This window comes from Streptomyces sp. NPDC028419 (assembly GCF_055565515.1).
This window is the reverse complement of sequence record NZ_JBVHUE010000017.1, coordinates 84,992-106,696: the sequence shown is the minus strand read 5'-3', so window position 1 is coordinate 106,696 and position 21,705 is coordinate 84,992. Positions and strand designations below refer to the sequence as shown.

27 protein-coding genes and 1 tRNA gene are annotated in these 21,705 nt (G+C 70.8%); 11 read left to right on the top strand and 17 right to left on the bottom strand.

Translation table 11 applies throughout. From position 1 onward, the window contains the following. Positions 1–67 precede the first annotated feature (67 nt). The 9 genes from ACZ4UB_RS20940 to ACZ4UB_RS20900 all read right to left on the bottom strand — a co-directional run bounded on the left by ACZ4UB_RS20940 (position 68) and on the right by ACZ4UB_RS20900 (position 5,998). The gene (locus ACZ4UB_RS20940; protein ID WP_468072110.1) at positions 68–247 is read right to left on the bottom strand and encodes a hypothetical protein; all 180 of its coding nucleotides are present in this window, start codon (positions 245–247) and stop codon (positions 68–70) included. A gap of 11 nt (positions 248–258) precedes the next feature. Then, on the bottom strand, positions 259–744 hold the full coding sequence (locus ACZ4UB_RS20935; RefSeq protein WP_468072108.1) for a hypothetical protein: 486 nt from the start codon (positions 742–744) through the stop codon (positions 259–261). A gap of 199 nt (positions 745–943) precedes the next feature. Further along, on the bottom strand, positions 944–3,010 hold the full coding sequence (gene traB / locus ACZ4UB_RS20930; RefSeq protein ID WP_468072106.1) for a plasmid transfer protein TraB: 2,067 nt from the start codon (positions 3,008–3,010) through the stop codon (positions 944–946). Between the two features lie 29 nt (positions 3,011–3,039). After that, positions 3,040–3,693 carry a plasmid transfer protein TraA gene (gene traA / locus ACZ4UB_RS20925; RefSeq protein WP_468072104.1) on the bottom strand — a complete coding sequence of 218 codons (654 nt, stop codon included), beginning with the start codon at positions 3,691–3,693 and terminating at the stop codon, positions 3,040–3,042. Next, on the bottom strand, positions 3,693–4,232 hold the full coding sequence (locus tag ACZ4UB_RS20920) for a hypothetical protein (RefSeq protein ID WP_468072103.1): 540 nt from the start codon (positions 4,230–4,232) through the stop codon (positions 3,693–3,695). The genes traA and ACZ4UB_RS20920 overlap by 1 nt, the downstream gene beginning before the upstream one ends. A gap of 26 nt (positions 4,233–4,258) precedes the next feature. Next, the gene (locus ACZ4UB_RS20915; RefSeq protein ID WP_468072101.1) at positions 4,259–4,597 is read right to left on the bottom strand and encodes an RRQRL motif-containing zinc-binding protein; all 339 of its coding nucleotides are present in this window, start codon (positions 4,595–4,597) and stop codon (positions 4,259–4,261) included. Further along, positions 4,597–5,451, bottom strand: coding sequence for a hypothetical protein (locus ACZ4UB_RS20910; protein WP_468072099.1), 855 nt, complete (start codon positions 5,449–5,451; stop codon positions 4,597–4,599). Before ACZ4UB_RS20910 ends, ACZ4UB_RS20915 begins: the two co-directional genes overlap by 1 nt. Then, positions 5,448–5,729 (bottom strand): DUF6303 family protein, encoded by a 282-nt coding sequence (locus tag ACZ4UB_RS20905; protein ID WP_468072097.1) that lies wholly within the window; start codon positions 5,727–5,729, stop codon positions 5,448–5,450. Before ACZ4UB_RS20905 ends, ACZ4UB_RS20910 begins: the two co-directional genes overlap by 4 nt. After that, complete coding sequence (locus tag ACZ4UB_RS20900; RefSeq protein WP_468072095.1) at positions 5,726–5,998, bottom strand: DUF6284 family protein; 273 nt, start codon at positions 5,996–5,998, stop codon at positions 5,726–5,728. Before ACZ4UB_RS20900 ends, ACZ4UB_RS20905 begins: the two co-directional genes overlap by 4 nt. Before the next feature lie 753 nt (positions 5,999–6,751). On the opposite strand from ACZ4UB_RS20900, the gene ACZ4UB_RS20895 reads away from it, so the two are divergent. Next, entirely contained in the window at positions 6,752–7,465 is a 714-nt protein-coding gene (locus ACZ4UB_RS20895; protein WP_468072093.1) for an XRE family transcriptional regulator, read from the top strand. Between the two features lie 2 nt (positions 7,466–7,467). Further along, positions 7,468–7,941 (top strand): NUDIX domain-containing protein, encoded by a 474-nt coding sequence (locus ACZ4UB_RS20890; RefSeq protein ID WP_468072091.1) that lies wholly within the window; start codon positions 7,468–7,470, stop codon positions 7,939–7,941. Here ACZ4UB_RS20890 and ACZ4UB_RS20885 read toward each other — a convergent pair. The 3 genes from ACZ4UB_RS20885 to ACZ4UB_RS20875 all read right to left on the bottom strand — a co-directional run bounded on the left by ACZ4UB_RS20885 (position 7,934) and on the right by ACZ4UB_RS20875 (position 9,632). Further along, positions 7,934–8,497, bottom strand: coding sequence for an HD domain-containing protein (locus ACZ4UB_RS20885; protein WP_468072089.1), 564 nt, complete (start codon positions 8,495–8,497; stop codon positions 7,934–7,936). The two genes, ACZ4UB_RS20890 and ACZ4UB_RS20885, sit on opposite strands and share 8 nt — an antisense overlap. 25 nt (positions 8,498–8,522) lie before the next feature. Continuing rightward, complete coding sequence (locus ACZ4UB_RS20880; protein ID WP_468072087.1) at positions 8,523–8,960, bottom strand: GntR family transcriptional regulator; 438 nt, start codon at positions 8,958–8,960, stop codon at positions 8,523–8,525. Between the two features lie 165 nt (positions 8,961–9,125). After that, positions 9,126–9,632: a hypothetical protein gene (locus ACZ4UB_RS20875; protein ID WP_468072085.1), complete on the bottom strand. Its 507-nt coding sequence runs from the start codon at positions 9,630–9,632 to the stop codon at positions 9,126–9,128. Positions 9,633–10,422: 790 nt separating this feature from the next. Here ACZ4UB_RS20875 and ACZ4UB_RS20870 point away from each other — a divergent pair. Both ACZ4UB_RS20870 and ACZ4UB_RS20865 read left to right on the top strand, forming a co-directional pair. Next, positions 10,423–10,492, top strand: a tRNA-Arg gene (locus tag ACZ4UB_RS20870). A 143-nt stretch (positions 10,493–10,635) separates the two neighbouring features. Continuing rightward, the gene (locus tag ACZ4UB_RS20865) at positions 10,636–11,097 is read left to right on the top strand and encodes a hypothetical protein (RefSeq protein WP_468072083.1); all 462 of its coding nucleotides are present in this window, start codon (positions 10,636–10,638) and stop codon (positions 11,095–11,097) included. Between the two features lie 10 nt (positions 11,098–11,107). Here ACZ4UB_RS20865 and ACZ4UB_RS20860 read toward each other — a convergent pair whose 3' ends face one another. The 3 genes from ACZ4UB_RS20860 to ACZ4UB_RS20850 all read right to left on the bottom strand — a co-directional run bounded on the left by ACZ4UB_RS20860 (position 11,108) and on the right by ACZ4UB_RS20850 (position 14,300). Beyond that, positions 11,108–12,622 carry an RICIN domain-containing protein gene (locus ACZ4UB_RS20860; RefSeq protein ID WP_468072081.1) on the bottom strand — a complete coding sequence of 505 codons (1,515 nt, stop codon included), beginning with the start codon at positions 12,620–12,622 and terminating at the stop codon, positions 11,108–11,110. Then, positions 12,619–13,068, bottom strand: a complete 450-nt coding sequence (locus tag ACZ4UB_RS20855) for a hypothetical protein (RefSeq protein WP_468072079.1) — start codon at positions 13,066–13,068, stop codon at positions 12,619–12,621. The genes ACZ4UB_RS20860 and ACZ4UB_RS20855 overlap by 4 nt, the downstream gene beginning before the upstream one ends. A gap of 209 nt (positions 13,069–13,277) precedes the next feature. Then, complete coding sequence (locus ACZ4UB_RS20850) at positions 13,278–14,300, bottom strand: LuxR C-terminal-related transcriptional regulator (RefSeq protein ID WP_468072077.1); 1,023 nt, start codon at positions 14,298–14,300, stop codon at positions 13,278–13,280. Between the two features lie 154 nt (positions 14,301–14,454). On the opposite strand from ACZ4UB_RS20850, the gene ACZ4UB_RS20845 reads away from it, so the two are divergent. Together ACZ4UB_RS20845 and ACZ4UB_RS20840 are read left to right on the top strand one after the other, a co-directional pair. Next, entirely contained in the window at positions 14,455–14,679 is a 225-nt protein-coding gene (locus ACZ4UB_RS20845; protein ID WP_468072075.1) for a hypothetical protein, read from the top strand. Between the two features lie 67 nt (positions 14,680–14,746). Beyond that, positions 14,747–14,968 carry a response regulator transcription factor gene (locus ACZ4UB_RS20840; RefSeq protein ID WP_468072073.1) on the top strand — a complete coding sequence of 74 codons (222 nt, stop codon included), beginning with the start codon at positions 14,747–14,749 and terminating at the stop codon, positions 14,966–14,968. Positions 14,969–15,041: 73 nt separating this feature from the next. Here the strand turns inward: ACZ4UB_RS20840 and ACZ4UB_RS20835 are convergent, their stop codons facing one another. Together ACZ4UB_RS20835 and ACZ4UB_RS20830 are read right to left on the bottom strand one after the other, a co-directional pair. Continuing rightward, positions 15,042–15,470, bottom strand: coding sequence for a hypothetical protein (locus ACZ4UB_RS20835; RefSeq protein ID WP_468072071.1), 429 nt, complete (start codon positions 15,468–15,470; stop codon positions 15,042–15,044). A gap of 91 nt (positions 15,471–15,561) precedes the next feature. Beyond that, complete coding sequence (locus ACZ4UB_RS20830; protein ID WP_468072069.1) at positions 15,562–16,323, bottom strand: hypothetical protein; 762 nt, start codon at positions 16,321–16,323, stop codon at positions 15,562–15,564. Positions 16,324–16,497: 174 nt separating this feature from the next. On the opposite strand from ACZ4UB_RS20830, the gene ACZ4UB_RS20825 reads away from it, so the two are divergent. The 5 genes from ACZ4UB_RS20825 (at position 16,498) to ACZ4UB_RS20805 (ending at position 21,660) form a co-directional block, all read left to right on the top strand. Then, positions 16,498–17,238, top strand: a complete 741-nt coding sequence (locus tag ACZ4UB_RS20825; protein WP_468072067.1) for a Crp/Fnr family transcriptional regulator — start codon at positions 16,498–16,500, stop codon at positions 17,236–17,238. A gap of 46 nt (positions 17,239–17,284) precedes the next feature. Beyond that, complete coding sequence (locus tag ACZ4UB_RS20820) at positions 17,285–19,825, top strand: ATP-binding protein (protein WP_468072065.1); 2,541 nt, start codon at positions 17,285–17,287, stop codon at positions 19,823–19,825. A 41-nt stretch (positions 19,826–19,866) separates the two neighbouring features. Continuing rightward, the gene (locus tag ACZ4UB_RS20815) at positions 19,867–20,106 is read left to right on the top strand and encodes a hypothetical protein (protein WP_468072063.1); all 240 of its coding nucleotides are present in this window, start codon (positions 19,867–19,869) and stop codon (positions 20,104–20,106) included. A 159-nt stretch (positions 20,107–20,265) separates the two neighbouring features. Then, on the top strand, positions 20,266–21,264 hold the full coding sequence (locus ACZ4UB_RS20810; RefSeq protein ID WP_468072061.1) for an XdhC family protein: 999 nt from the start codon (positions 20,266–20,268) through the stop codon (positions 21,262–21,264). A 63-nt stretch (positions 21,265–21,327) separates the two neighbouring features. Then, positions 21,328–21,660, top strand: coding sequence for a DUF6479 family protein (locus ACZ4UB_RS20805; protein ID WP_468072059.1), 333 nt, complete (start codon positions 21,328–21,330; stop codon positions 21,658–21,660). Positions 21,661–21,705: the final 45 nt, after the last annotated feature.

Genomic DNA, 21,705 nt, shown 5'->3' with positions numbered 1-21,705 from the left:
CTCCAGTGTGATCTGGAAGAGAGCGGCCCCGGTTCATTGGCGTGAGTGGGGGGCCGCTCTCGTCGTGTCAGTGGCGGGTGTGGTCGGTGGCGACGTCGATCAGCCGTTTGGCCTCGTCGGGGTTGACGTGGCGGTAGCGGATGCTGACGCGGCAGTCGGGGTGGGGGCAGCGGATGGTGTGCTTGCCGGTGAGGAGCGCGGCCGCGTCGGAGATCAGCTCCGACAGCGGGGGCCAGTCCTGGTTCATGGGGTGGCCTTTCAGCGGTTATTGAGAGTGCCGGAGGCGCGTCCGAACATGCCGGACGCGCTGATGTGTTGGGTGACGTGCTGGACCGGGGCGGTACCCCGGCTCGGTCCGCGTCCGGCGCGCAGGAGGAGCGGGGCGAGGGTTCCGGCAGCGATGAGGGCGATCGCGGCCCAGAGGGTGTCGGCTATGGCGATCAGTCCCGGGGCGGCGTAGGCGATGCCGAATCCGGCCGCGGCGACGCCTCCGCCGAGGGTCGGGGCGAGGAGCGCGGTGGTCTTGGCCCATGCCGGGATCGGTTGGGCAGCCGGGGCGGGCGCGGGGGTCTGGGGCTGGGTGTAGGCGAGGGTGCGGATGCCGTCGGGGAGGGTGACGTACTGAACGCCGGGCGGTATCTCGGCGGGCAGCATGCGCGGTTCGGGGGTGGCGGGCGGGTAGAGGATCGCGTCGCCGTACCGGACCGGCGCGGGGACGGCGGGAGGGGTCAGGTAGTCGGGCATGGCGGGCTCCGGGGGAAGACCGACAGGGCCCCGGCGCGGATGGCCGGGGCCCTGTCAGGGCGGGGTGTCAGGGGTGTCAGGCCGGGTGTCTGGTGGGGGTGTCAGACGCGTCAGACACCCGTCTGACACCCCTCGCGCACGCGTATGACCTGTGTTTGGGGCTCTGTGGCCGTCAGGGGTGTCAGACGCGTCTGACGCGTCAGGCCGCCATCCGGTACGGGACGATCCGGTAGCGGCCGACCTCGTTGGTCTCGGCGAGACGTCCGGCCATGACGAACGTGGCGACCTGTCCGGAGACCCAGGAACGGCCCCGTCCGTGGCGGTCGCAGTGCTCCATGAAGTCGGCCGGGCCGACGACCTCGCGGCCCTCGTCCTCGAACTCCTCCAGCAGGTCCTCCATCGCTGCCCGGGCCTCGGCGGTGGTGAGCTTCACCGCGGGTGCGTCCGGCGGCCGGGTCGCGAACTGAACGACCTCTTCGACCTCGGGCAGCTCCTCCTCCGCGTCGATGAACTCCCCCTCGTCGTCCTCGTCGTCCTCGTAGCGGAAGTGGGGGCGCCGGTCGTAGGCCTCTTCCTCGGGCCCGTAGTCGTCCTCGTCGTCCTCGTCCGGCCGGTATCCGTTGCTCATGGCGGTCTCCGGCTCGCCGGTGGTGCCGGGCAGGGGGTAGCGGGTGCGGGCGGTGAAGGCGCGGTCGACGGCGCGAGCAGCTGCCCCGGCGGTCACCGGGTCGATCTTCGACCGGATGTCGGCGAAGGTGACGACGACCCAGTGGAGGTAGTCCACGCTGGTCAGGTAGTCGCGGAGCGGGGTGGCCCACAGGTCATCGGGAACACCGTTGGCGACGAGGTAGGAGTAGCCGGGCTTCTTGTCCTTCCACACGTGTGGGGCCGCCCCGGCGTCGAGAACCTCGTCATCCAGGGCGAACCGGGCGTCGCCCTCGCTGCGGACCCCGTGGACCCACGCGGACCCGAAGGAAGCGCGGGTGTCGGTGGAGACCTGGTTGCCGGACGCGCGCTGCATGGAGATGACCAGAGAGACACCGGCGGAGCGTGCTTCCTGGGCGATGCCGGTGAACACGTCGTCGTCGGTCTCACGGATCGTCTTGGCCGCTTCCTCGAACCACGCCACCAGGTAGGGCATGCCCGGGGATCCGTCGGCCTGGACCTCGGCGCAAGCCGGGACCCACTGCTTGTACCCGTACTTCGCCATCCACGCGGTGCGGGCCGGGATGACAGCCTTGAGAGCTTCGATCATGGCCTTGGTCGAGGGCAGATCGAGGGCGGCCCAGTCGATCGCCGGAAGGAGCGGGCCCAGGGTCTGTTCGGCCTTGGACGGGTCGGACGCCCAGACGATGACGTCCTTGCGGCTCAGGACTTCCGCGAGAGCGGTCAGACCGCCTTCGCTCTTACCTGAGCCGGTCATGCCCATGAGGAGGAGCATCATCGCGTTGCGGGCGGCGTCCGGGTCCCCGGGGAACCACATGGTCACCGGGGTGCCGTCCTCGTAGATCCCGACGACCACGGGGAACCTGATCGACTCCCCGGGGGCGCTGGGTCCGGGGCAGGGGACGGTGTTCTTGAGGAGGTCCAGCGGGACCACGGTCAGCATGACCCGCGACGCCGAATCAGGATTCTCCTGGATCCGGATCGCCGTCTTGGGGACGTCAAGGGCACCCGCGATACGGGTGATGTTCTTGCTGACGTCGTCCGGAGTCAACTCCCCACGCGGCAGCTGCAAGTCGAACGCCGCCTTGTTCGGACCGACCTCGGACCGCAGCACCTGGGTCTTGGCCAAGCCGACCTTCTCCAGGAACCCGCCATCCGCGCTGGCGGCGGGGCCTTCGACGTTCTTGCGGAGGATCTGGCGGATGTTCCAGGACAGGGCCAGGGCCGGGGCGCCGATGAAGTACAGCTCACCAAGCGGCCCGGCCGACGGGCCCGCGATCGCGGCGGCGGTGAACCACGTCGAGGCCGCGGCGACCGTGACCGCCGAGTGCAGGCGGCGCTGCTGGGTGGTGGAGCGTCCGGCCCACCAGGTCAGCCCGGTCAGGGCGACGGAGGCGAGGGTGAGCCCGGCGGTGACGCCGGGCTCACCGGACCAGAAGTAGTGGGCGGGCAGGGAAGCCAGGCCGGTCCCGGCCCCCGCCAGCCACGGCGGCAGGTGGGGCTTGGCGCGGTGCAGCAGGTACTCACCGATCCCGCCGCCCTCCCCCTGGGCCTCGAACTCCTGCTGCCGGGTGTCGTGGGTGGATTTGGTGTGGGGCATGCTCTGACCTCCCTACGATCAGATGTCGGTTAGGCGTTGAAGTCGAACGAGCGGCCCTGACGGGGGCGCCGGGCCTGCGGGGCGAGCTGCGGGTCGAACTCGCGCTGGAACGCCGCGTAGGTCGCGGCGAGATTCTTCGCGGTCCCCAGGGCCTCCTCTGCGGCCTTCTTCATCCGCCGCGACACCCGCCGGGCCCGCGCCCTCGACCCGAACGGGCGGCCCTCGGGGTCGGGAACCTCTTTGAGGACGGCGTTGAGCATTTCGGCGGCGTTGGCCAGCTCGAACGACATCTGCAGGAACAGGCCCCGGCCCTGCTCGCAGTAGTTCCGGATGTCCACGTTGTTGAAGAACTCCGGGTCCCCCAAGGGGGAGTGCATGCGCCGGCCCCCGGAGCCCTGCCCACGCCCGCCGCCCTGCTGCTGGCCCCGGCCGTTCTGCGGACCGAAGTCCCCTCCGGCCTGCGGGCGGCCGGGGTCGTTGATGTGGAAGTGGTACTCCCGGGACCGGTTCGAGGTCCGCGAGCGGCTCGTGCCGCCGTTTGCGGGTCCCGGGCCGAAGGGGCCGGGCTGCTGCCAACCGCCCTGCGAGTCCCCGGGCGGCCAGGCGCCCGGCTGACTGCCGCCGTTGGGGTCACGGCGGGGGCCGGGGGTTCCGATGTTGTTGTTCGGCATCCAGTCGGACATCAGATGGTCCTCTCAGGGGTGGTGACGGTGGGCTTGGCGGCAGGGGTGGTGCGGCGCCCGATCAGCCACATGACCTGCGCGGCCAGGGCCGCCAGCGTCCACAGACCCATCAGGGCCGCGCTCGCGGGACCGAACCACAGGGCCAGGCAGAACCAGGCGAGCGCGGCTAGGGCGAGAGCGGCGACGGCGGTCCGCCAGGCGGAGACGGTGCGGGAAGGGGCGGGGCCGGTCTTGGCCCTCCAGCCCCAGAAGCCCAGCGGGGCGAGGCCGGCCGGGGCGGCGATGAGCGTCGCCCACGGTGCGAACAGGTGGACGATGCCAGCGGCGGCCAGGAGCAGGACGGCGAGGCCGGTGGGGGCCCAAGCGCGGCGGTGCTTCCACACCCACCGACCGGATGCGGCGGTGGCGCGGGCAGTCAGGGTCGGCTGCTCGGAGACGACCACGATCACCTGCGGGCCCTGCTTGCCGCGCTGACGCGGGATGTGAACGGTGCGGGGTGCGGCCGACTGCGCGGCCGTCGTACGGATGCGGCGGGACACGGCGAACTCCTTCGGACGAGAGCGGTTCAGGCGGCGCGCTGTTCAGTTCGGTCGTGGCAGGGCACGCACATGCCGAGCGAGGCCGGGATGACGTACCCCGCATCCCGTCGGCAGATCGGGCACCGGCGGCGGGCGGCGTTCGCTTTGGCGAGCGCGGCCCGGCGGGCCGGGGTCATCGGCCGGACGGGCTTGGCGAGGTCGAGCCGGTAGAGGTAGGCGACCAGCGGGCCGCGTCGCCGGCGGGGCCGCTCCAGTTCGGCGGCGACGTCCTGACCACCGGGCCGGAGCCCGGCAGCGCGGAGCTGCCTGCGGGTAGCCAGACCATCGGGAGCCAGGCGCCATCGGTACACGGGCAGCACGGCCATCAGCCCAACCCGACGATGAGTTCATCGGGACCTCGACGGTCGTCGTTGAGGCGTTGGTAAAGCTTGTGGACGTAGGAGGTGGAACGGGTGGAACGCCGGGCCGCCTCGGGGATCGACACGCCTTCCACCCAGCACTCACGGATCACGTTCGTCGCCTCGTCGGCGGGCAACCGAGCAAGTACCAACTCGGCCCGGTGGACGGGGGTGGACGTGAGGGGGAAGACCGGGTGGAACACCTGCTGGTCACCGCAGATGACCAGCGGCGCCCGGTACTGGGGTGGGGCTGTCGGCTCCGCCGGGCCATCCACCACGGCCGGGCTTGCGGCCAGGGTGGAAGCCGGGTGGACGGGGGTGGCGTCCACCTCGTCCACCGTGGCGTCCACCAGGTCCCGGAGTTCGGCGATCTTGGTGAGGATCTGGTGGCGGTAGTGGTTGATCGCCTCGGCAAGGACGATCAGGAGGACTGGGGGGATGGAGTGGAGGACGAGCCCGGCCGGGTCCACCGCGCGGGGGATCCCGAAGGCGGTTCCGGTGGGCCACAGGGAGGTCCAGCAGTTCATCACCCAGGTGCCCACACCGGCGAACCAGCGGAGCACTGCTGCCCACCCGGACGGGTAGAGCCCGTACTCGGAGAGACGGCCGTCGAAGATGAGGACCGTGCCGAGCGCGACGGCGACCATCGGATCGAGGAGCCAGGCGATCCACGGGGAGACGTGGTGATCGATGGCGAACATCGTCACGTTCGACGCGGTGAAAACCAGCGCCACGAACGCGACGGCCACCAGGACCCGCGTCAGCTTCGACACCATCCCCTCAAGGGCCTCGATCTGCCCCAGCGGCGACCGCGCCTTCACCGGTCCGCCTTGCGGCCGATCCGGTGGACGTCGACCGCGGCGAGGAGACGGACCGGGTCGGTGCCCTCATCGTCCATCTCCTGCCAGTCCCACTTCGCGCCGTTGGCCACCTCGTAGCCCAGGACAGCCAGAGCGGCCGCGCGTTCGGCGAGGGTGGGGACCGGCGAGGTACGGGCGAAGGAGTGGTCCGGCCAGTCATCCGGGGAGGCGCTGCCGGTGACCACGTACACCTCCCAGTGGCCGAAGATGCTGTTCGCGAGGCGGGCACTGTGCGTCATGCGGCACCGCCCGGCACGCTCACCGCGGCGGCGGCCTGGTTGGTCAGGTCCCGGCGGACGGCCAGCATCCGCCGGCGGGCCCGGCGGATCCGCTGCTCGTCCAGCTCAGACGGCGTCCGGTCCAGGACGGCGATCTCCGCGTCGAGCAGGTCGACGTCCGCCAGGATCAGCGGCATCTCCCACTCGATCGCGTCCAACTCCGCGTCCGACGGCTCCAGACCGTCCGACCACGGGGTAACAACGTCGTGAAGTGCAACGATGGACTTCATGGGTCTTGCTCCTTCGAGAGAGGAACGGGACTCAGCAGCCCCCGGCGTTCCAGCGCCGGGGGCCGCACAGCGTTTGGGGGTGGAGCGGATCTACCAGCTCCCCTCAACTCCGCACGTAGAGCGCCGAAGCGCCGGACGTGCGGAGGAGGCAACCGCCGCAGCCCGAAGGCGCGGCCCTGAGCGGCGAGTCACCAGCTATCCCGGTGCGTTGTCACGGCGGCTCAGGGGATGACGCGAGGGGCATGCTCGTCCGCACAGGTCCAGCACGATCGAGGCCCGAATTCTTAAGCGGATCATGGTGTCCTCCTACGTCGTCTCAACTGGGATGCAGCACTGCAAGGGGGATCCAGTCCCCACTCTCCGGCCGTTGCTCGCGGTCGCCGGGCCACCTCGCCAGTCAGGCGCCAACCGCTCGCCCTATCCCCTGGCCTTTGGCGGGATTGCAGCGTCCCCGCCCTTAGCTGTACGTCGCTCGTCGCAGGCATTCATGCAGGTCAGCGCTAGGTAGCCGCGTCGACCGCATGAGATACATGCTTGAACGTGTATCCCACATTGGCGGTTCTGGTTGAGGCTGTCAAGCTCTGCGCCTCAGCCGGTCCGTCTTGTGGTGTGGCATCAGAGTGCCGTCGAAGGGCGGGACGAAGTCACCGCGTCCCTGGACGACTTGGGACGTCCTCGATAGCGTTCTGGGGGGCGACTACGTCCCTGGACGTCCCTGGGGGTGGGATGCCGAACGAACGGTTAAGGTCCGCGATGCTGACGCAAGGCGTCGCCGTAGATGCCCTTGCGGAGCAGCTTGGGGTCGACCCCAAGACCGTGGAGCGTTGGATCACCAAGGGGCGAGCGCCCTACCGGAAGCACCGTCTTGCCATCTCGGCCTTCCTGCGGGAGGACGAGGGCTACTTCTGGCCGGACGGCCTGCCGGACGGGCAGCGCAAGGACGCTGCTGATGCGGAGGTTTTGAAGGTCTACCCGCACCGCTCCTACGTGCCGGCCGACCTATGGCTCCAGCTGTTCGGGCGGGCGGAACGGGAGATCGGAGTGTTGGTCCACGCGGGAGTCTTCCTCGCCGAGAATCCGCGTTGGCCGCAGCTTCTCAGGCTGAAAGCGGCTGGCGGTGTTCGGGCCCGCATCCTGCTCGGAGACCCGGAAAGCCCAGAGATCCGACGCCGAGGGGACGAGGAGGAAATCGGCGAGGGCGTGGCCTACAAGGTTCGCGAAGTGATGAAGCTCTACCGCCCCCTGTACTCGGTTCCAGGGATCGAATTCCGGATCCACCGGTCAACCTTGCATAACTCGCTCTACCGGTCGGATGACGAGTGGTTGGTGAACACGCAGGTGTACGGGGTGAGCGCGCCCCTGACTCCGGTTCTCCACCTGCGCAAGGTCGCCGGTGCTGAGCTGGTCTCCACATATCAGCAGAGCTTCGAAAAGGTCTGGTCCGAAGCAGTCCCCATTGAAGGGTGAGCATGAGCCGCCGTACTGACTATTTCGACGACCCCGACGCACCGAAGGCGAACAGCATCGTGCCCGCAGTGACGGCGTTCGTCGTCAACGATGCGGGCGATGTGCTGATGGAGCGGCGATCGGACAACGGCCGTTGGGGCATGCCGGGGGGTGTCCAGGAGATCGGAGAGAACATCGCAGGAACGGTAGTCCGCGAGGTCCTGGAGGAAACCGGGATTCTCGTCGAGGTCGTTGGCCTGGTGGGAATCTTCACCGACCCAGGACATGTCATCGCGTTCGCGGACGGAGAGGTGAGGCAAGAGTTCTCACTCTGCTTCCGGGCCCGACCGGTCGGCGGCGAGATCAAGGTGAGTTCGGAATCCCTGGAGGTCCGGTGGGTTCCTCAGGCAGAGATCGAGTCCCTTGGCGTATCGCCCACCACCCGCCGGCGGCTCACGGAAGGTTTCCTCGACTCGCCGGTTCCCCGGATTAGCTGAGCTTGGACCGCTCTGTCTCGAAGCTGCGCTGACGCACGCGGCCAACCCGGGCCAGCAGCTCAGGCCGAGCCGCGGATACGGCCCGGAACACGACGTGATCCGGGCCGTACCGGTCGAGTACCTCGGTCAACCGCTCTGCTGGATCCATCAGCGAGCCCACGGGGCTGCTGGTCAGGTCGCAGTAAGTGATCGCATCCACCAGCACGGGCTCTGCGGGGCCGAACTCGGCGAGAGCCTCGCTCAGCCCCAGCTCAGAGGCCTCCCAGGGAGATGACGTGTGGAAGGCCACGACACTGCATAGCCTGGGGTCGGCGCCCACCACGTCACGCAGGTAGCGCGCTCCGTCGATCATGTGCTGCCCCGTGTCCACGGCTGCCGGCGCGTACCCGACGTCGTGCGCAATGGCCGCTGCGGCCAGAAGTTCAGCATCCTCGCCGAGTGCCGGGGCCAGCGTCAGGGCCTGTGAGTAGACGCGCCGAGAATGAGCCCACCGGGTCGGCAGGGTCTCGGCAAGCAGGGACTCCGCGAGATCGTGAGCCCACTTGGCCAACTGCATGTGAGTGCCCCCAAGGCGTTGAGAATCAGGACGCTGGGCCCACGAACCGCCCGACTCCGTGCTGAGCGTGAACGTGCCCTGCGCCTTCGAGTTCGTGCACGGCACGACGGACGGTCCCGCGTGCAACGCCGTAGGATTCGGAGAGTTCTGCCTCGCTTGGGAGCCGAGCGCCGGCGGGCAGCTCGCCCGTCCGAATGCGCTCCAGCAGGTCCGTCATGATCCGCTTGTATGGCGCCACCTGTGACCCGCCGCCGACCTGGCGGCCGACCCCGGCGACGGTGGTCACGTCGCCGGCTTCCTCCAGGGCGCGAAGCGCACGACGGACGGTCGTGCGGGCCACGCCAAACTCCCGCCCGATCTCTGCTTCGGACGGAAGGCCATCGGAGTAGGCTCCCTCGGCGATCCTTGCCCGCAGCAAACCGGAGACCGTCAAGTACGTTCCCCGCGGGCTGGGGTTGGGCACGTTTCCTCCTTGTTCCGGTGCGCGTGGTGGCTTAGGCCTCCCGTGAGGTCCAGCTTCGCACGTCTTGCCTGGGCGGAAAAGGATGGATGCGCGCACTTCAAGTTGCCCGCAGCACCTGCAGTGTTTCGTGAGACGTGGATCGGGTCCGTGAAATGGACCTCAAAGCTAGGCTGCGACCACTAGGGCAATAACACCCCAGGTGGCACATGCAATCCCAGCAATTTCAGCAGCGATCGCCGCTAGCAATATTCTCGCCCGGACGGTATTCAGTTTCCGGGCGTCGACAAGCACGGCAACCTGGTCGAGGGCGATCCCTCGCGTGACCTCCTCTGGTGAGGCGTTCCACAGCTCGGGGGTCAACGCCTGATCCAAACTGGCGAAATTAAGCTCAACGGTCTTCCTGAGTGGAGAATTTGCGATGAGTCCGATTATCGCTGCAACGACCAGGAGGATTGAAGCGAGTGCCAGCGGGAGCTTCAAATCAGGGGGAAGGGTAAACGTTTGAGCTTTCTTGGTGGCCAAGGCGGCGAAGGCGAGAAGCAAGGTCACCAAGGTGCCGGAGGTCGTAATAACCGCCAAACCGCGCGCCTGCGCCGAAGACCTAACGGCTCGCTCATCGTCCAAGAACTTGTCAATCAGCTTCGCTACGTCCGGTCCGGCAATTTCGTCCATGCCAACTCATCTCGAATTCGAAGCATCGCTCGAAGCGCTGAGGGCCTTTCACCTCTCGACCTCTTCGCGCGAGTGGGGTGTCGGCGCTGGCGTGGTGGTTTTCTTGGTGCCAGGTCGATAAACCTCACCCTCTTGCCCTTTGATGACATTTGGAGGCGCAGGAGATGGGGCGAGCACTGACCCGGAGCCGGGTCGGAACGGTTCCGTATCTCCTTTTTTGCCTTTTTTACTGCCTTGACGCTTCCTCTCAACCGGGCGGTTTTCCCGCGCTCCACTCCCACTCATAACACTCCCCTGTCTGCGAGTGTGTCGGCTTCTGTGACATCAATTATCGGACACTCCTGATGGATTGTCCTGTCGGGAGGGGTATACATGCGGACCAGGTTGATCTTTCCGGCCCGAAGACCGGAGAGGTGCCGACACGTCCCATTGCAAGCCGCGCGGCGACGACTTCGGGGTTATCTGCGTAACGCGACGCATCTTCACCGTGGGGCATGACGACCTCAGTTGGGGCCCGGACCTCAGTCGGGACGAAGAGGATCATGGGTTCAGCGATGTTGCAGCACCAGGGCATCTCTGATCCTCCGATGAGATCCAGCTGCTTCCACCGAAGGCTGCCGCCTGGATCCGTGCGGCTGCCGCAGCAGGCGTGGTCGTCCACAGAGCGTCGGCCTGGCCCGCGTCGGTCGGCGCACTTGGTCTGGGGGCTGCGACTCCGCGACACCCATGCACGGTATGCGATAGAGATCAGCCCCCCTCAGCGCATGGAGGCAAGAAACACCAGGTCAACGCCTGTTTCGCAGCGGCCCGTGGCACGGCCTCCGGAGCCGTGTGCGCAGGTTCGAATCCTGCCGGGGGCACTTCGCAAGGAGTGCCCGAAGACCCCGCCATCAGCGGCAACGCTGAGAACGGGGTCTTCGCGTATGTGCGGCCAAGTGCGCACCTCAAGGGCGACGTGCCAGGATCAGGCGCCGGCCCTCTCGCGCGTCAGGGAGATCAAGCAGTGACTCGACAGGTCGATCTGACCCATCTGCCGGTGCACTTCGCGCGGCCGGTCCGGCTGGTCACCTACATCATCGGGCACAGTCAACTGCTGCTCAGAGGGCACCAGAACGACGATCAGGGCTTCTCGACGACGCTGGAGGTCCTCTTCAAGAACGTCAGCGCCCTGTCCGTCCGGGCGCACTACCCCGCATTGACCATCCGCGACGCCTCCGGCGAGGAGGAGGCCGAGCTGCGCGAGGCGGTTCCAGACCCTTGGTACGACGCGCGGCCCTTCGTGCTCGGTGAGCACTTGCTGGGCGGGTTCGTCGTCGCCGGCGCCGTGTACTGGGGCGAGTCTTCCGCCCCGGAGACGTACGACAGCTTTCTCGTTCCCGAGTACGAACTGCCGCGGCTTGGCATGGACCAGCCACGTCCACCTGAACCTCGGACGATCTGCGCGCCGTACCGGCGACGCCGGTAGCCGTTCCGGGTCAGTAGAGGTAGCTGCCCCACTGCTGGTTGTCGGCGCCGGTGCAGGGTTCGATGGTGACTTGGTTGCCGCGGCCGTTGTCGGTGAGGCAGTCGTTCCGCTTGTTGGCCGAGTAGACCTTGTACCAACCGTCACCCGTGCCCAGGAAGAGCCACTTGCTGTTGTTGGTGTCGTCGTAGCGGTAGAGCTGTGCGCTGCGGTTGTCGGCGCCGGAGAGGTTGAGGACCTGGGCGTCCTTGGTCCGACTGGTGAGGGCGTAGACCGTCATCCCGTCCGCGGTCCCCTTCGGGTCGAGGCGCCAGCCCTGCGCGGGTTCGTTCTGGTTGTGCTGGTCCCAGGTCTGGATCTTGTTTCCGTTGTCGGTGCCGCCGCGCTCGTCGTCGATGGCGCGGCCGCTGCCCTTGTTCACGAGGGTGATCCAGGAGCCGTCGGGGTGTCCGCCGCGTTGGCCGTTGTTGCCGGCGCCGTGCGCCCCGCGGTCCCCGCCGCCGTCGCTCCCGCCCCCGCCGCCGGTGGTCTGGGGCCAGCCGTTCGGGTTGACGGCCCACAGCACCGAGCTGTCGGACTTGTGGAGCACGAGGTTGCCGTCGTCCTGGATCTGTAGCCAGGCGTCCCGGTTGTTGGGGGTGCCCGTGGACCAGAGCGGGGTGTTGTTGGCGGTGGCCAGGATGAGGTTGCCGTCCCAGTTCATCGTCAGGTGGTCGCCCCGGCCCACCGTGTTGCTGGCGTGCAGGACCTGCGTGCGGGCACGGTCGGCGTACTCCACGAGGTTGCCGTCGTCCTGCATGGCGAGGGTGTGGCCGTTCGGGGAGGCGATCTGCCTGCCCTTGGAGAGGGTCTGGCCGGCGCCGAGCATGGAGTCGCCGCCCGTCGGGCCGGACCTGCGGCTGTCGAAGCGGAGGTGGTCCACCATCGGACCGAAAACGCTCGGCCCGACGCCGGTCGCGTTGCCGTGGAGGCCGCCGTTCGCCGAGGTCGACGCGGTGACCGAGGTGCCCTGCTGCCAGATCAGGGTCCGCTGGAAGTCGGCGGTGCCGTGGTCGAAGATGTAGACGCCGTAGGAGTAGCCGTTGACGGAACCCGCCCGGAAGTACGGGGTGTTGTTCACGCCGGGGCCGCCCTGCAGGGCGCCGGTGTCGACGTTGGCCGCGCCGAAGTCGTTCTCCAGGTAGACCACGACGATGTTGTACTTGCGGTTGGTGTCCTGGTCGACCTGGTTCAGCATCGAGTTGACGAACGACTTGTACTGGCCGGAAGCCTTGAACTCGTCGAAGATCTTGTCGATGCCCCACTGGACCGCGCCGAGGAGATCGGCCCCGCCTGCACGCGGATTGGCCCGCACGCCCGACTGGTCCTGACCGAGGATGGGGTTTCCCGCCCCGGAGGTTCCCGGGATGTTCGGGTCCGCCATCGCCGCGGGGGCGGATATCGCCACCGCTCCCGCGATGGCCATGGCGACGACGGTGGCCTTGAAAGCGGTCCTTTTCGTGCGCGTCGCAATCGTGTTCTTGGTCATGGTGTTCTCTCTTCTCTGGTGGGGGTACGGGGAACGAAGCGGGGTGCGCCGGGGTCGCCGAGGGCGAGGAGCAGGGCCTGGGAACGGGAGCCGTGGCGCGGGGCGCAGACGGAGCCCGCCGGGGCGTAGAGCACTTCCCCGGCCTGTAGTCGCAGGGCCAGCGCGGCCCCGGCAGGAGGGGCGACGTGCCAGGTGTCGGCCCCGCTCAGCTGGCAGACCAACAGGTCCTGTGCGGTGCTGGTGGAGCGGGGCACGACGGTGACCGGTCGGCCCAGCCGGTCGGCGAGGGCGCTCGGCAGGAACTCCTCCAGGACGCCCGGGTTCGAGGGCTCGTGCTCCAGCCACATGAGGCCGGGATTCCGGCCGAGGTGGACGGAGAGGAACAGCATGATTTCCTCGACGAGGAGAATTTCCGTTTCGTCGGGAACGTGGGCCGTGCGCGGCATCGGAAACGGCCTTCCTGAATTCCGGCCGGCGCGGCGGTAACTGCCTGCCCTTTTGGCCCGGTTGGTGGTCGGGGTGACAGGTGCAATCCTGTGCCGCACGACGCTTTCGCGAAATCCGCGACTAACCGGTACCGGAATTCCGCCTCGCCCCCGCCCACCGCCTCACCTGCGCAGGCAGGGGCGGGGCGGGGGTCGGGGGCCGGGGGTGCTCAGGCCCCGTCGGTGAGCAGGCCCGCCTGTGCGGCGGCCGCTCCGGCCTGGAAGCGGCTGTCGGCGCCGAGGCCGTCCATGATGTCGGCGATGTGGCGGCGGGCCGTGCGCAGGGACATGCCCAACCGGCGGGCGATGGCCTCGTCCTTCAGGCCCGCGCCCAGCAGCCGCAGGATGGTGTGGTCGATTTCGCGGGCGACCTGTTCCAGGCCCTGGCTGGCGGCGTCCGCGAAAACGGCGGCCTGCTCCCAGGCGTGCTCGAACAGTTCGCAGAGGTAGGCGACGGTGTGCGCCTCGCGGATGACGACCGCACCCCAACTGCCGTCGCTCATCGGCAGGAACGCCGTCTCCCGGTCGTACACGACGATCCGACCGAACAGCTCGTGCGCCGTGCGGTGCTCGGCGCCCAGCTCGGCCGCGGCGGCGACGTACGCCTGGGTCGGGGCGTGGAAGCGGGAGGTGTGGGGGTGCAGGACGCGCAGCCGGATGCCCCGCTCCAGCAGCGGACGGTCGCGCTCCAAGGTGTCGCGCAGGGTGTCGGGCGTGCGGAAGCCGCTGGCGGGCTGGCAGGTGAAGACCTCGCTGCGGCAGGCCGCCGCGGCGCGGGTCATGAGCGTACGTACGGTGTGCATGCCGGAGACGACCTCCAGCGCACCGCCCGCCGCCTGCACCCCGCGCTGGTAGGAGGGGGTGAACTGCTGCAACTGCCGGCGCATGTGCAGCAGTTGCTGCTGGCGGGCGCGTATCTCCGCCTCGACGGGGGCGGCGAGCTGGGCGGCGGCCACCTCGGGAGCCACGGCGTAGCCGGTGCCGGGTTCCTGCGGATCGGCGTGGACGAGCCGGGCCGCGGCCAGCCGTTCCAGTGCGGCCCGGGCCTGCGCCGCGTCCAGGCCGATCGCCTCGGCCGCGGCCGCCGCATCGAGGCGGCGGTGCTCGGCCACCCACTGGTAGACCGCCCGATCCGCTTCCTCGGCCGCCGACGCGTCGGCGGCTATTGCCCCACCGATCAGCTCTTTGTCCACTTCGTCCCCCACTCCCCTTGCTGCCAGGGAACTTTAGTGACAGGAGGAACCGTGGCTTCACAGAACGCGCCGTGGTCATTCTGGAGTCGTCCCCGGCATCCCGGCACGACAACTCCACCGGGCCCTTTCGGCCCCGCATCCGGACGGAACCACCATGAAGCGCTTCACCCTCGCCGCAGCCACCGCCTTCACCGCCGCGCTGCTCGCCCTCGCGGCCCCCGCACAGGCCGACGCGCCCGCGCAGCGCACGGCCACCACCGTCACGGACGTCAAGTGCAAGCCCACCACTCCCCCGGTCCAGCTGAGGTTCGTGGCGCGGCCGGCAACCATCGGGGGCATCGGCATCGACAACCCCTGCGGCAACGGATGGGGCCCGTGACCACCCGCTCCTTACCCCGCACGCCCGCCCATCGCCGCACGGCACCGGAAGGACCCGAGGCCAGACCATGACGCTCCCCGCGGCGCAGCCGCCCACCTTCACCGCCCGCGAGCGGGAACTCCTCACCCACCTCACCCAGGGAGCCACCGACCGGGCGATCGCCCACCGCATGGCGCTCAGCCCCCACACGGTCGACACCTACGTACGCCGCCTGCGCCACAAGACGGGCACCAGCAACCGCATCCAGCTCGCCATCGTCGCCCACACCGCCCTGCACCCCACGCACTGACGCAGTACCCGAAGACCCCGCCGTCAGCGACCACTTCGCTCGGGCGGGGTCTTCGCGCGGCCGCGGCGCACCGTCATCGCGGTGCGTCCGGATCCGGGGACGGGTACGGGGGCGCCGCGTGGACGGGGTACGTGCCGTACTGGACCGCGTACAGGGTGGCCGAGTCGCGGGCCGTGTTCGTCATGCTGAAGGTCTGGGGGGCGGGGGCCGCGGCGCCCAGGTGGCTGACGGCCGGTCGGGCCGACGGGTGTTGGCGCAGGAGTTCCGTCAGCTCCAGGGCCCAGTAGGCGAAGAGCGTGCGGCGGACCTCGTCCGGGGCGCCGGCCGCGCGGACCAGGGCTTCGTTGCCGTCGAGTTGGGCTTCCACCGCGGCCCGCGGGTGGTGGTCGCAGCGGCGGAAGAGGTCGAGGGCCCTGGCCCGCGTCGCCTGCCACAGGTCGGTGGCCATCGCCGCGACCAGGGCGGCGGCGCCCGCTTCTGCCAGCGCGGTCAGGTCGTCCACGGGTGCTCCCTCGTGGTGGGCATGGTCGGTGGGGTGGGCACGGTCGGCTTGGTGGGCATGGTCGGCGTGGTGGTCATGGTCGGCGTGGTGGTCATTCCTCGTGCGTGTGGACGTGCAGGGCGCCGTGCTGGTTCGCGTAGAGGGTGGCGTGGCCCGAAGCCCGGTTGATCATCCGGGAGCCTTCCGGGCGGGGAGGCGGTACGGGCTCCCGCGCCGCGGCGGGGGGCTGGGCGAGGCCCGGGAGGTGGAGCCAGGCGTGCGCCGTGTGTTCCTTCTCGGTGAAGGTGACCTCCTGGAAGGTCTCCGGGTCGATGCCGGGGTAACCGTGGCGCACGGTCTCCTCGTGGAAGTGCCGCGAGAGCAGGAGCGAGGTGGTCACCGCCTGTGGAGCCGCCGCCAGGGCCGCGCGCGCCGGGGGCGCGTCGAGCAGCCGGGCGAGGACTTCCAGCGGGCGGCCCGCGACCTGCCCCGAGGGGCCGACGACGACGTCACCGGCGTGCAGTGCGGCCCGGATGCGGATCCGGGTGTCGGGCGCGGCCGCGCGGTTGTGGATGCGCAGTCGGGCCGCGAGGTCGCCGATCAGGGGGTGGAGCAGGCGCGCCTTGCGCACGCCCGCCGGGGCGGTCACCCGGACGCCGTCCCCGAGGTCGTCGCACAGGCACGCCTGCCAGTCGATGCCGCTCACTTCGAAGGCGGCGCGCAGCGCGGTCGTGAGCACCTCGCGGATCCGCAGGAGCGGCACGTTCCCGCGGCCCGCGGAGCGTTCGATGTCGACGGCCAGGAGCGCCCGGTATTCCATGTCCGGCTCGTCCCGCTCGTCTCGCTCGTTCAGCTCGCCCCACTCGGTGTCCATGTCCCCGAGTCTGCCCACCCCGGGGCGCGGAGATCTCGTCGGATTACGGGATTCGGAGAACGGGCGTACGTTTCAAGCCAGTTGGGGAATCCGGGGCGTGCCGACGGCGGGGGCGGGACGCACACTGGGCGCACGGAGCCGGGCGGGCCGGACGGGGAAGCGGGGCGCGCGGGCGTGGGTGACGGTGTTCCCGGTCGGGGTCACGGGCGGGGCCGGCCGCGCGACGAGTGGGCCTGGCCGTCGGCCAGTCTGCTGGGCGGGCTCGGCGCGGCCTCGCGCGACCGGCTGCTCGCACTGGGCGCGCGGGCGCGCTATCCGGCCGACCGCGTGCTGATGCGCGAGGCGGAGCGGACCACCTTCGTGGTGATCCTGCTCGACGGGGTGGTCAAGGCGACCGCGCGGACCCACGACCACCGCGACGCCCTGCTCGCCGTACGGATGGGCGGGGACCTGGTCGGCGAGTTCGCGGCGGTGGACGGTCGGCCCCGGTCCGCGACGGTCACGACCTGCGGGCCCGCCGTGGCCCGGATGGTGACCCGCGAGGACTTCCTCGACTGCATGCGGCGGGATCCGCGGATCGCGCACGCCGTCAACGGGTCGATCGTGGCCAAGCTCCGCGTGGCCAACGGCCACCGGGTCGACTTCACCGGCTGCGACGCCGCCACCCGGCTGGCCCGGGTGCTGCACCAGATCGCCATGGCGTACGGGGAGCCCAGCGGCGCGGGGGTGGTGATCCGCTGGCCGATCACCCAGCCGGAGCTCGCCACCCTGTCGGGGGCGTCGGAGCCCACCGTGCACAAGGCGCTGCGGCGGCTGCGCGAGACGGGCGTGGTGTCCACCGGGTACCGGGCGATCAAGGTCGAGGACCTCGCCCGCCTGACCGCCGTCGCCTTCGCCTCCGAAACAGTCGTATGACGGTATTGCCGCACCGCGCCGTGGCTAGCGTGGCCACAGGCAGGCCATGCAGAGGACGGTCGCACGCCGCGGCCGGGAGGGCGGGGCGATGGACGGGGCGATGGACGGAACGGACGGGGCCGGGAGCCCGGTGACCGGACCCGGGCAGGAGGCGCCCGGTGCGCGGGCGGGTACGAGTGCCGCTGCCGGCGCGGGCAACCGTACCGAGGTGTCCGTGGGCCGCGACGCGGGCACCGTGATCGTGGGCGACCACAACATGGTCGTCGACGCCCAGCACGGTTCGCGGGTCACCGTGGTCATGGAGCGCGAGCGGCCCCGCCCGGTGCGCCGCGAGCAGGTCGCGCTGCTGCCCCGGCGCGTGCCGGAGCCGGTGGGACGGGCCGCGGAGAGCGCCGCGCTGGCCGCCGCCGTACGGGCCGGGGGCCTGGTCCAGCTGTGGGGGCCGCCCGGCGTCGGCAAGAGCACCCTGCTGCGCCACTCGGCCCGGCAACTGGATCCGGGCCCGGCCGGGGTGGTCTTCCTGACGGCGGCCTACCGCGACGTCACGGACCTCGCCCAGGAGGTGTTCGAGGCCTGTTACGAAGCCTCGGGCTACGCGCCGTCGCGGGCCGAACTGCGGCGACTGATGGCGGGGGTGCGGGTGACCGTGTACCTCGACGACGCCGACCTGACGTACGGGCAGCTGCTGGACCTCGCCGACGCGGCGCCGGACGCGACCTTCGTCTTCGCGGGCCCCGACCGGTCCCTGTGGAGCGACGGCACGGCCCTGGAGATCAAGGGGCTGGACCGGGCCGCGGGGCTGGAACTGCTGGCCCGGGAGCTGCGCCGGCCGCTGCTGGAGAGCGAAATCGGCTCGGCCACCGACCTGTGGCAGGCCGCGGCCGGTCTGCCGCTGTCGCTGTTGCGCGCGGCCGGCCTGGCCCGGACCGGTCCGGCGGGCCGGGTCCGGCTGCCCTTGCCCGGCGAAGTGGCAGGAATCCTGCCGGAGTTACTCGATCGGCTCGGCGCGGCGGAGCTGAGCGTGCTGCACCTCCTGGCGACCCTGTACGGGGCCGAGGTGGACCCGGTGCACATCGGCGCGCTGACCGACGTACCGGATCCGGCCGGGCTCTGTGACCGGCTGGCCGGTCTCGGGCTGATCGTGGCGGCGGAGCACGGGTACCGCTTCACCGGCGACCTCGGCCCGGCGCTGCGGGCCAAACACCCGCGGCCCTTCCCCGCCGACCGCCTGTGCGGGTACTTCGCCGCGTGGGTGGAACGGCCGGAGACGGCGCCGGCGCAGGTGGCCGGGCACAGCAGGGCCCTGGAGATGGCGGCCGAACTGGCCGAGGCGGCGGGCCGTCCGGACCTCGCCGTACGGGTCGCGCGCGCCGCGTCCCCGGCGCTCGCCCGTTCGCTGCGGTTCGGCGTGTGGGGGCGGCTGCTCGGTCGTGGCTGGGTCGCGGCCCGCACCTCGGGCGACCGGCAGGCCGAGGCCTACTTCACGCACGAGGAGGCCATTCGGGCGCTGCTGACCGGCCAACGCGTCATGTTCGCGGTGCTGTTGGGCGAGGCCGTCTTGCTGTGGCAGGCGCTGAACGACGGCCCCGGCGCGGCTGCCGCGCAGCAGTTGCACCAGCTGGCGACGGTGCCGGGGGCTCCCGGCGGGGCGGCGGTCACGTCGCCCACGGTGCCGGGGGCCCCCGGCGGGGCGGCCGTCACGACGCCCACGGTGCCGGGCTCGGCCCATGCGGCGGCCACGGGCGCCGCCCCCAACGCGGCGAGCGGCACGGCGCACGGCGCCGCCACCGGCGCCGCGCATTCCGCCACCGCTCCGGCCCACAGCGTGAGCACCCACATGCTGAACCTGGCGGGGCACACGAGCACCGCCGCCCCGCACGCGGCGGCCGTGGTGCCCGGGCACGCCGCCATGGCGACGGGTGGCAGTCCGTGGGCGGTCGCGGCGGGCGACGGGGCGCACACCGGAGCCGCCGCGAGCGGGGCCGGCGGGGCAGCGAGCGGGGCAGCGGCGGCGGGCGGGGTCGCGGCCGGCGCCTCCATCGCGACCCTGGTCTTCTCCCTGGTCGCCGTACTCGTGGCGGTCGTCGTGGGGGGCATGGCGCTCAACCAGATGCAGGACGCGGATACCTCGGCCGACGAAGCAGCCGCACCTACCTCGTCATCCGTCATGACGCCCGCCGTCACCCCCTCGGCGACTCCGTCGGCCGGCGCCAGCACCGCCAGCACCCCGTCCACCACCCCGTCGGCGGACCCGACCGGCCTGGTCGGACGGTGGCGGGACGCCCAAGGCGTCACGATCGCGTTCGTCAAGTCAGGGACCGACTCGTACTCCGCGACGGCGCCCACCGATTGCGGACCGATCGACCTCAAGATGACGGGCAGCGGCGCCAAGTACAGCGGCACCCAGAGCGCCTACGCGGTGGGGCCGGACGGCTCGTGTTCCGGATCCGGCGTGGCCGGATCGCTCGCGATGTCGATCACCATCTCGCCCGACGGCTCCACCGCCCAGGTGGTCAAGGGAACCGGATCCGGGGGTGAAGCATGCGTGAGCGGCTGCCAACCGTTCACCTTGACCCGCGTCCCGTGATCCGCCCGCCGACCGCTCCCCTCCAGCAAAGGATCCCCACCATGCCCGACACACCTCCTCGCCAGGTCACCATCCGCATCGGCCGCGACGCGAAGGGCCCCGTCATCGTCGGCGACGACAACCGCGTCGGGACCGGCACGCCGGCCGAGCCGGCACCGGGATCCGAGCAGTCCAACAGGGCGAACGACCACGGCACCGTCTACGCGGTCACCGACGGCGACATGCACGTGCACCACGACAACACCCCCGCGCCCGCCCCGCAGGAGCCACCCGGGCGGTGATCGGGTTCCGGCGGGACGTACGAGGGGGGTGGGGGCGGATCGGCGGTTTTGCGGCTTGGGGTGGCGGGGCCGGGTCCCTAGGATCTGGGGCAGGCCGCATCGTGCCGCTGACCTGGCACTTTGTGGATCGGGAGTCTTACGGCGATCGAGGTGGCAGGCATGCGTGAGCTGGCCGAGACGGCACGGCAGTGGATCTCGGAGGGGCGGGCCGGTTTTCTGGCGCGGCCCGTCACCGAGCAGGGGTTCGGGCCCCGGGACGCCGGTGGGGCGGTGCTCGTCGATCCGCGCGGGGAGTGCGTGGGGGCCCTGTACCGGGGGGTCTTCGACGCCGAGCTCGTCGCGGAGGCGGCGGCGGTCGGGGCCGGGGAGAGCGCCCGGGTGTGCGAGGTGTCCGTCCGCGGGGCGGAGGCCGCGCAGGCGCGGCTGACCTGCGGCGGGCAGGCGGAGATCCTGCTCCAGCCGCTCTCGGCGGTACCGGCCGCGTGGTGGGACCTGCTGGCCGAGGGCGTCGGGGTTGCGCTGGTGACGCGCCTGAACGAGGCCGCCGACCAGGCCGTCAGCGAGGTCGTACGGGCGCTCGACGCCCCCGCCACCGATGCGGAGCGGCGGGCCTCGGAGCTGCTGGGCACGCACCGGGCGGGGCGCGACGCGCTGTACGGGGAGTCCGGGCTGGTGCTCGTCGAGGCGTACCCCTCCGCGCCCTGCCTGGTGATCGGCGGCGGCGGCGAGCTGGCGGGCGTCATCGAGCGCCAGGCCCTGCTGCTGGGCTGGGACGCCGTGCTGGTCGACGACGCCGCCGGGGCGGGCAAGGTGCTGCGGGCCCGCCGGGACGGCGCGTGCCTGGTGATGCTGAGCCACGAGCCGGACTTCGACGTCCCGACGCTGCGGGGCGCGCTCGCGAGCGGGATCCCGTACGTCGGTGCGCTCGGCTCCCGCAAGACGCAGGCGCGGCGGCGCGAGGGGCTGCTGGCGGACGGGGTGGGCGAGGCGCAGCTGGCCCGGGTGCACGGCCCGATCGGGCTGGACCTGGGGGCCCGGACGCCGGCCGAGACCGCGCTCGCGATCTGCGCGGAGATCCTGGGCGTGCTGAGCTCCCGGGGCAGTGCGGCGCGGGGCACGGGGGCGCTGCGCGACACGGAGGGGCCGATATATTCATAGTTTCTACTGTTTTGTCATGATTCCTTGGGTATGGCGAGGGCCGGGCGCGGGTACAGATCCGACATGGAAACGACCCTGAGCGACATCGCGTGGTTCCTGGTCGTCGGGATTGCCGTAGTCGGCTTCCTGATCGGCGCGTTCTGGCTGGGCAAGAGGGTCCGGGCGCGGGAACCCGCGCCACCCACGCCCGAGAGCCAGCCGCACCTGCCGGACGGCGGCGCGGTGTACGAGCTGCTGGAGGAACGGGAACCGGTCGAGATCCCCGAGGGCGGCCTGCGTCCGCACGAGATGCAGGGGTACGGGAACTTCGGCTCGACCACTTCCAGCCATCCGGACGAGGTCAGGGCGGCGCGCGACGCCGATTACACGACCTGGCACCGCCCCGCCACTCCCTGAACGTGGAACGTGGTGGTGGGCGGCCCCGACCGCGGGCCGCCCACC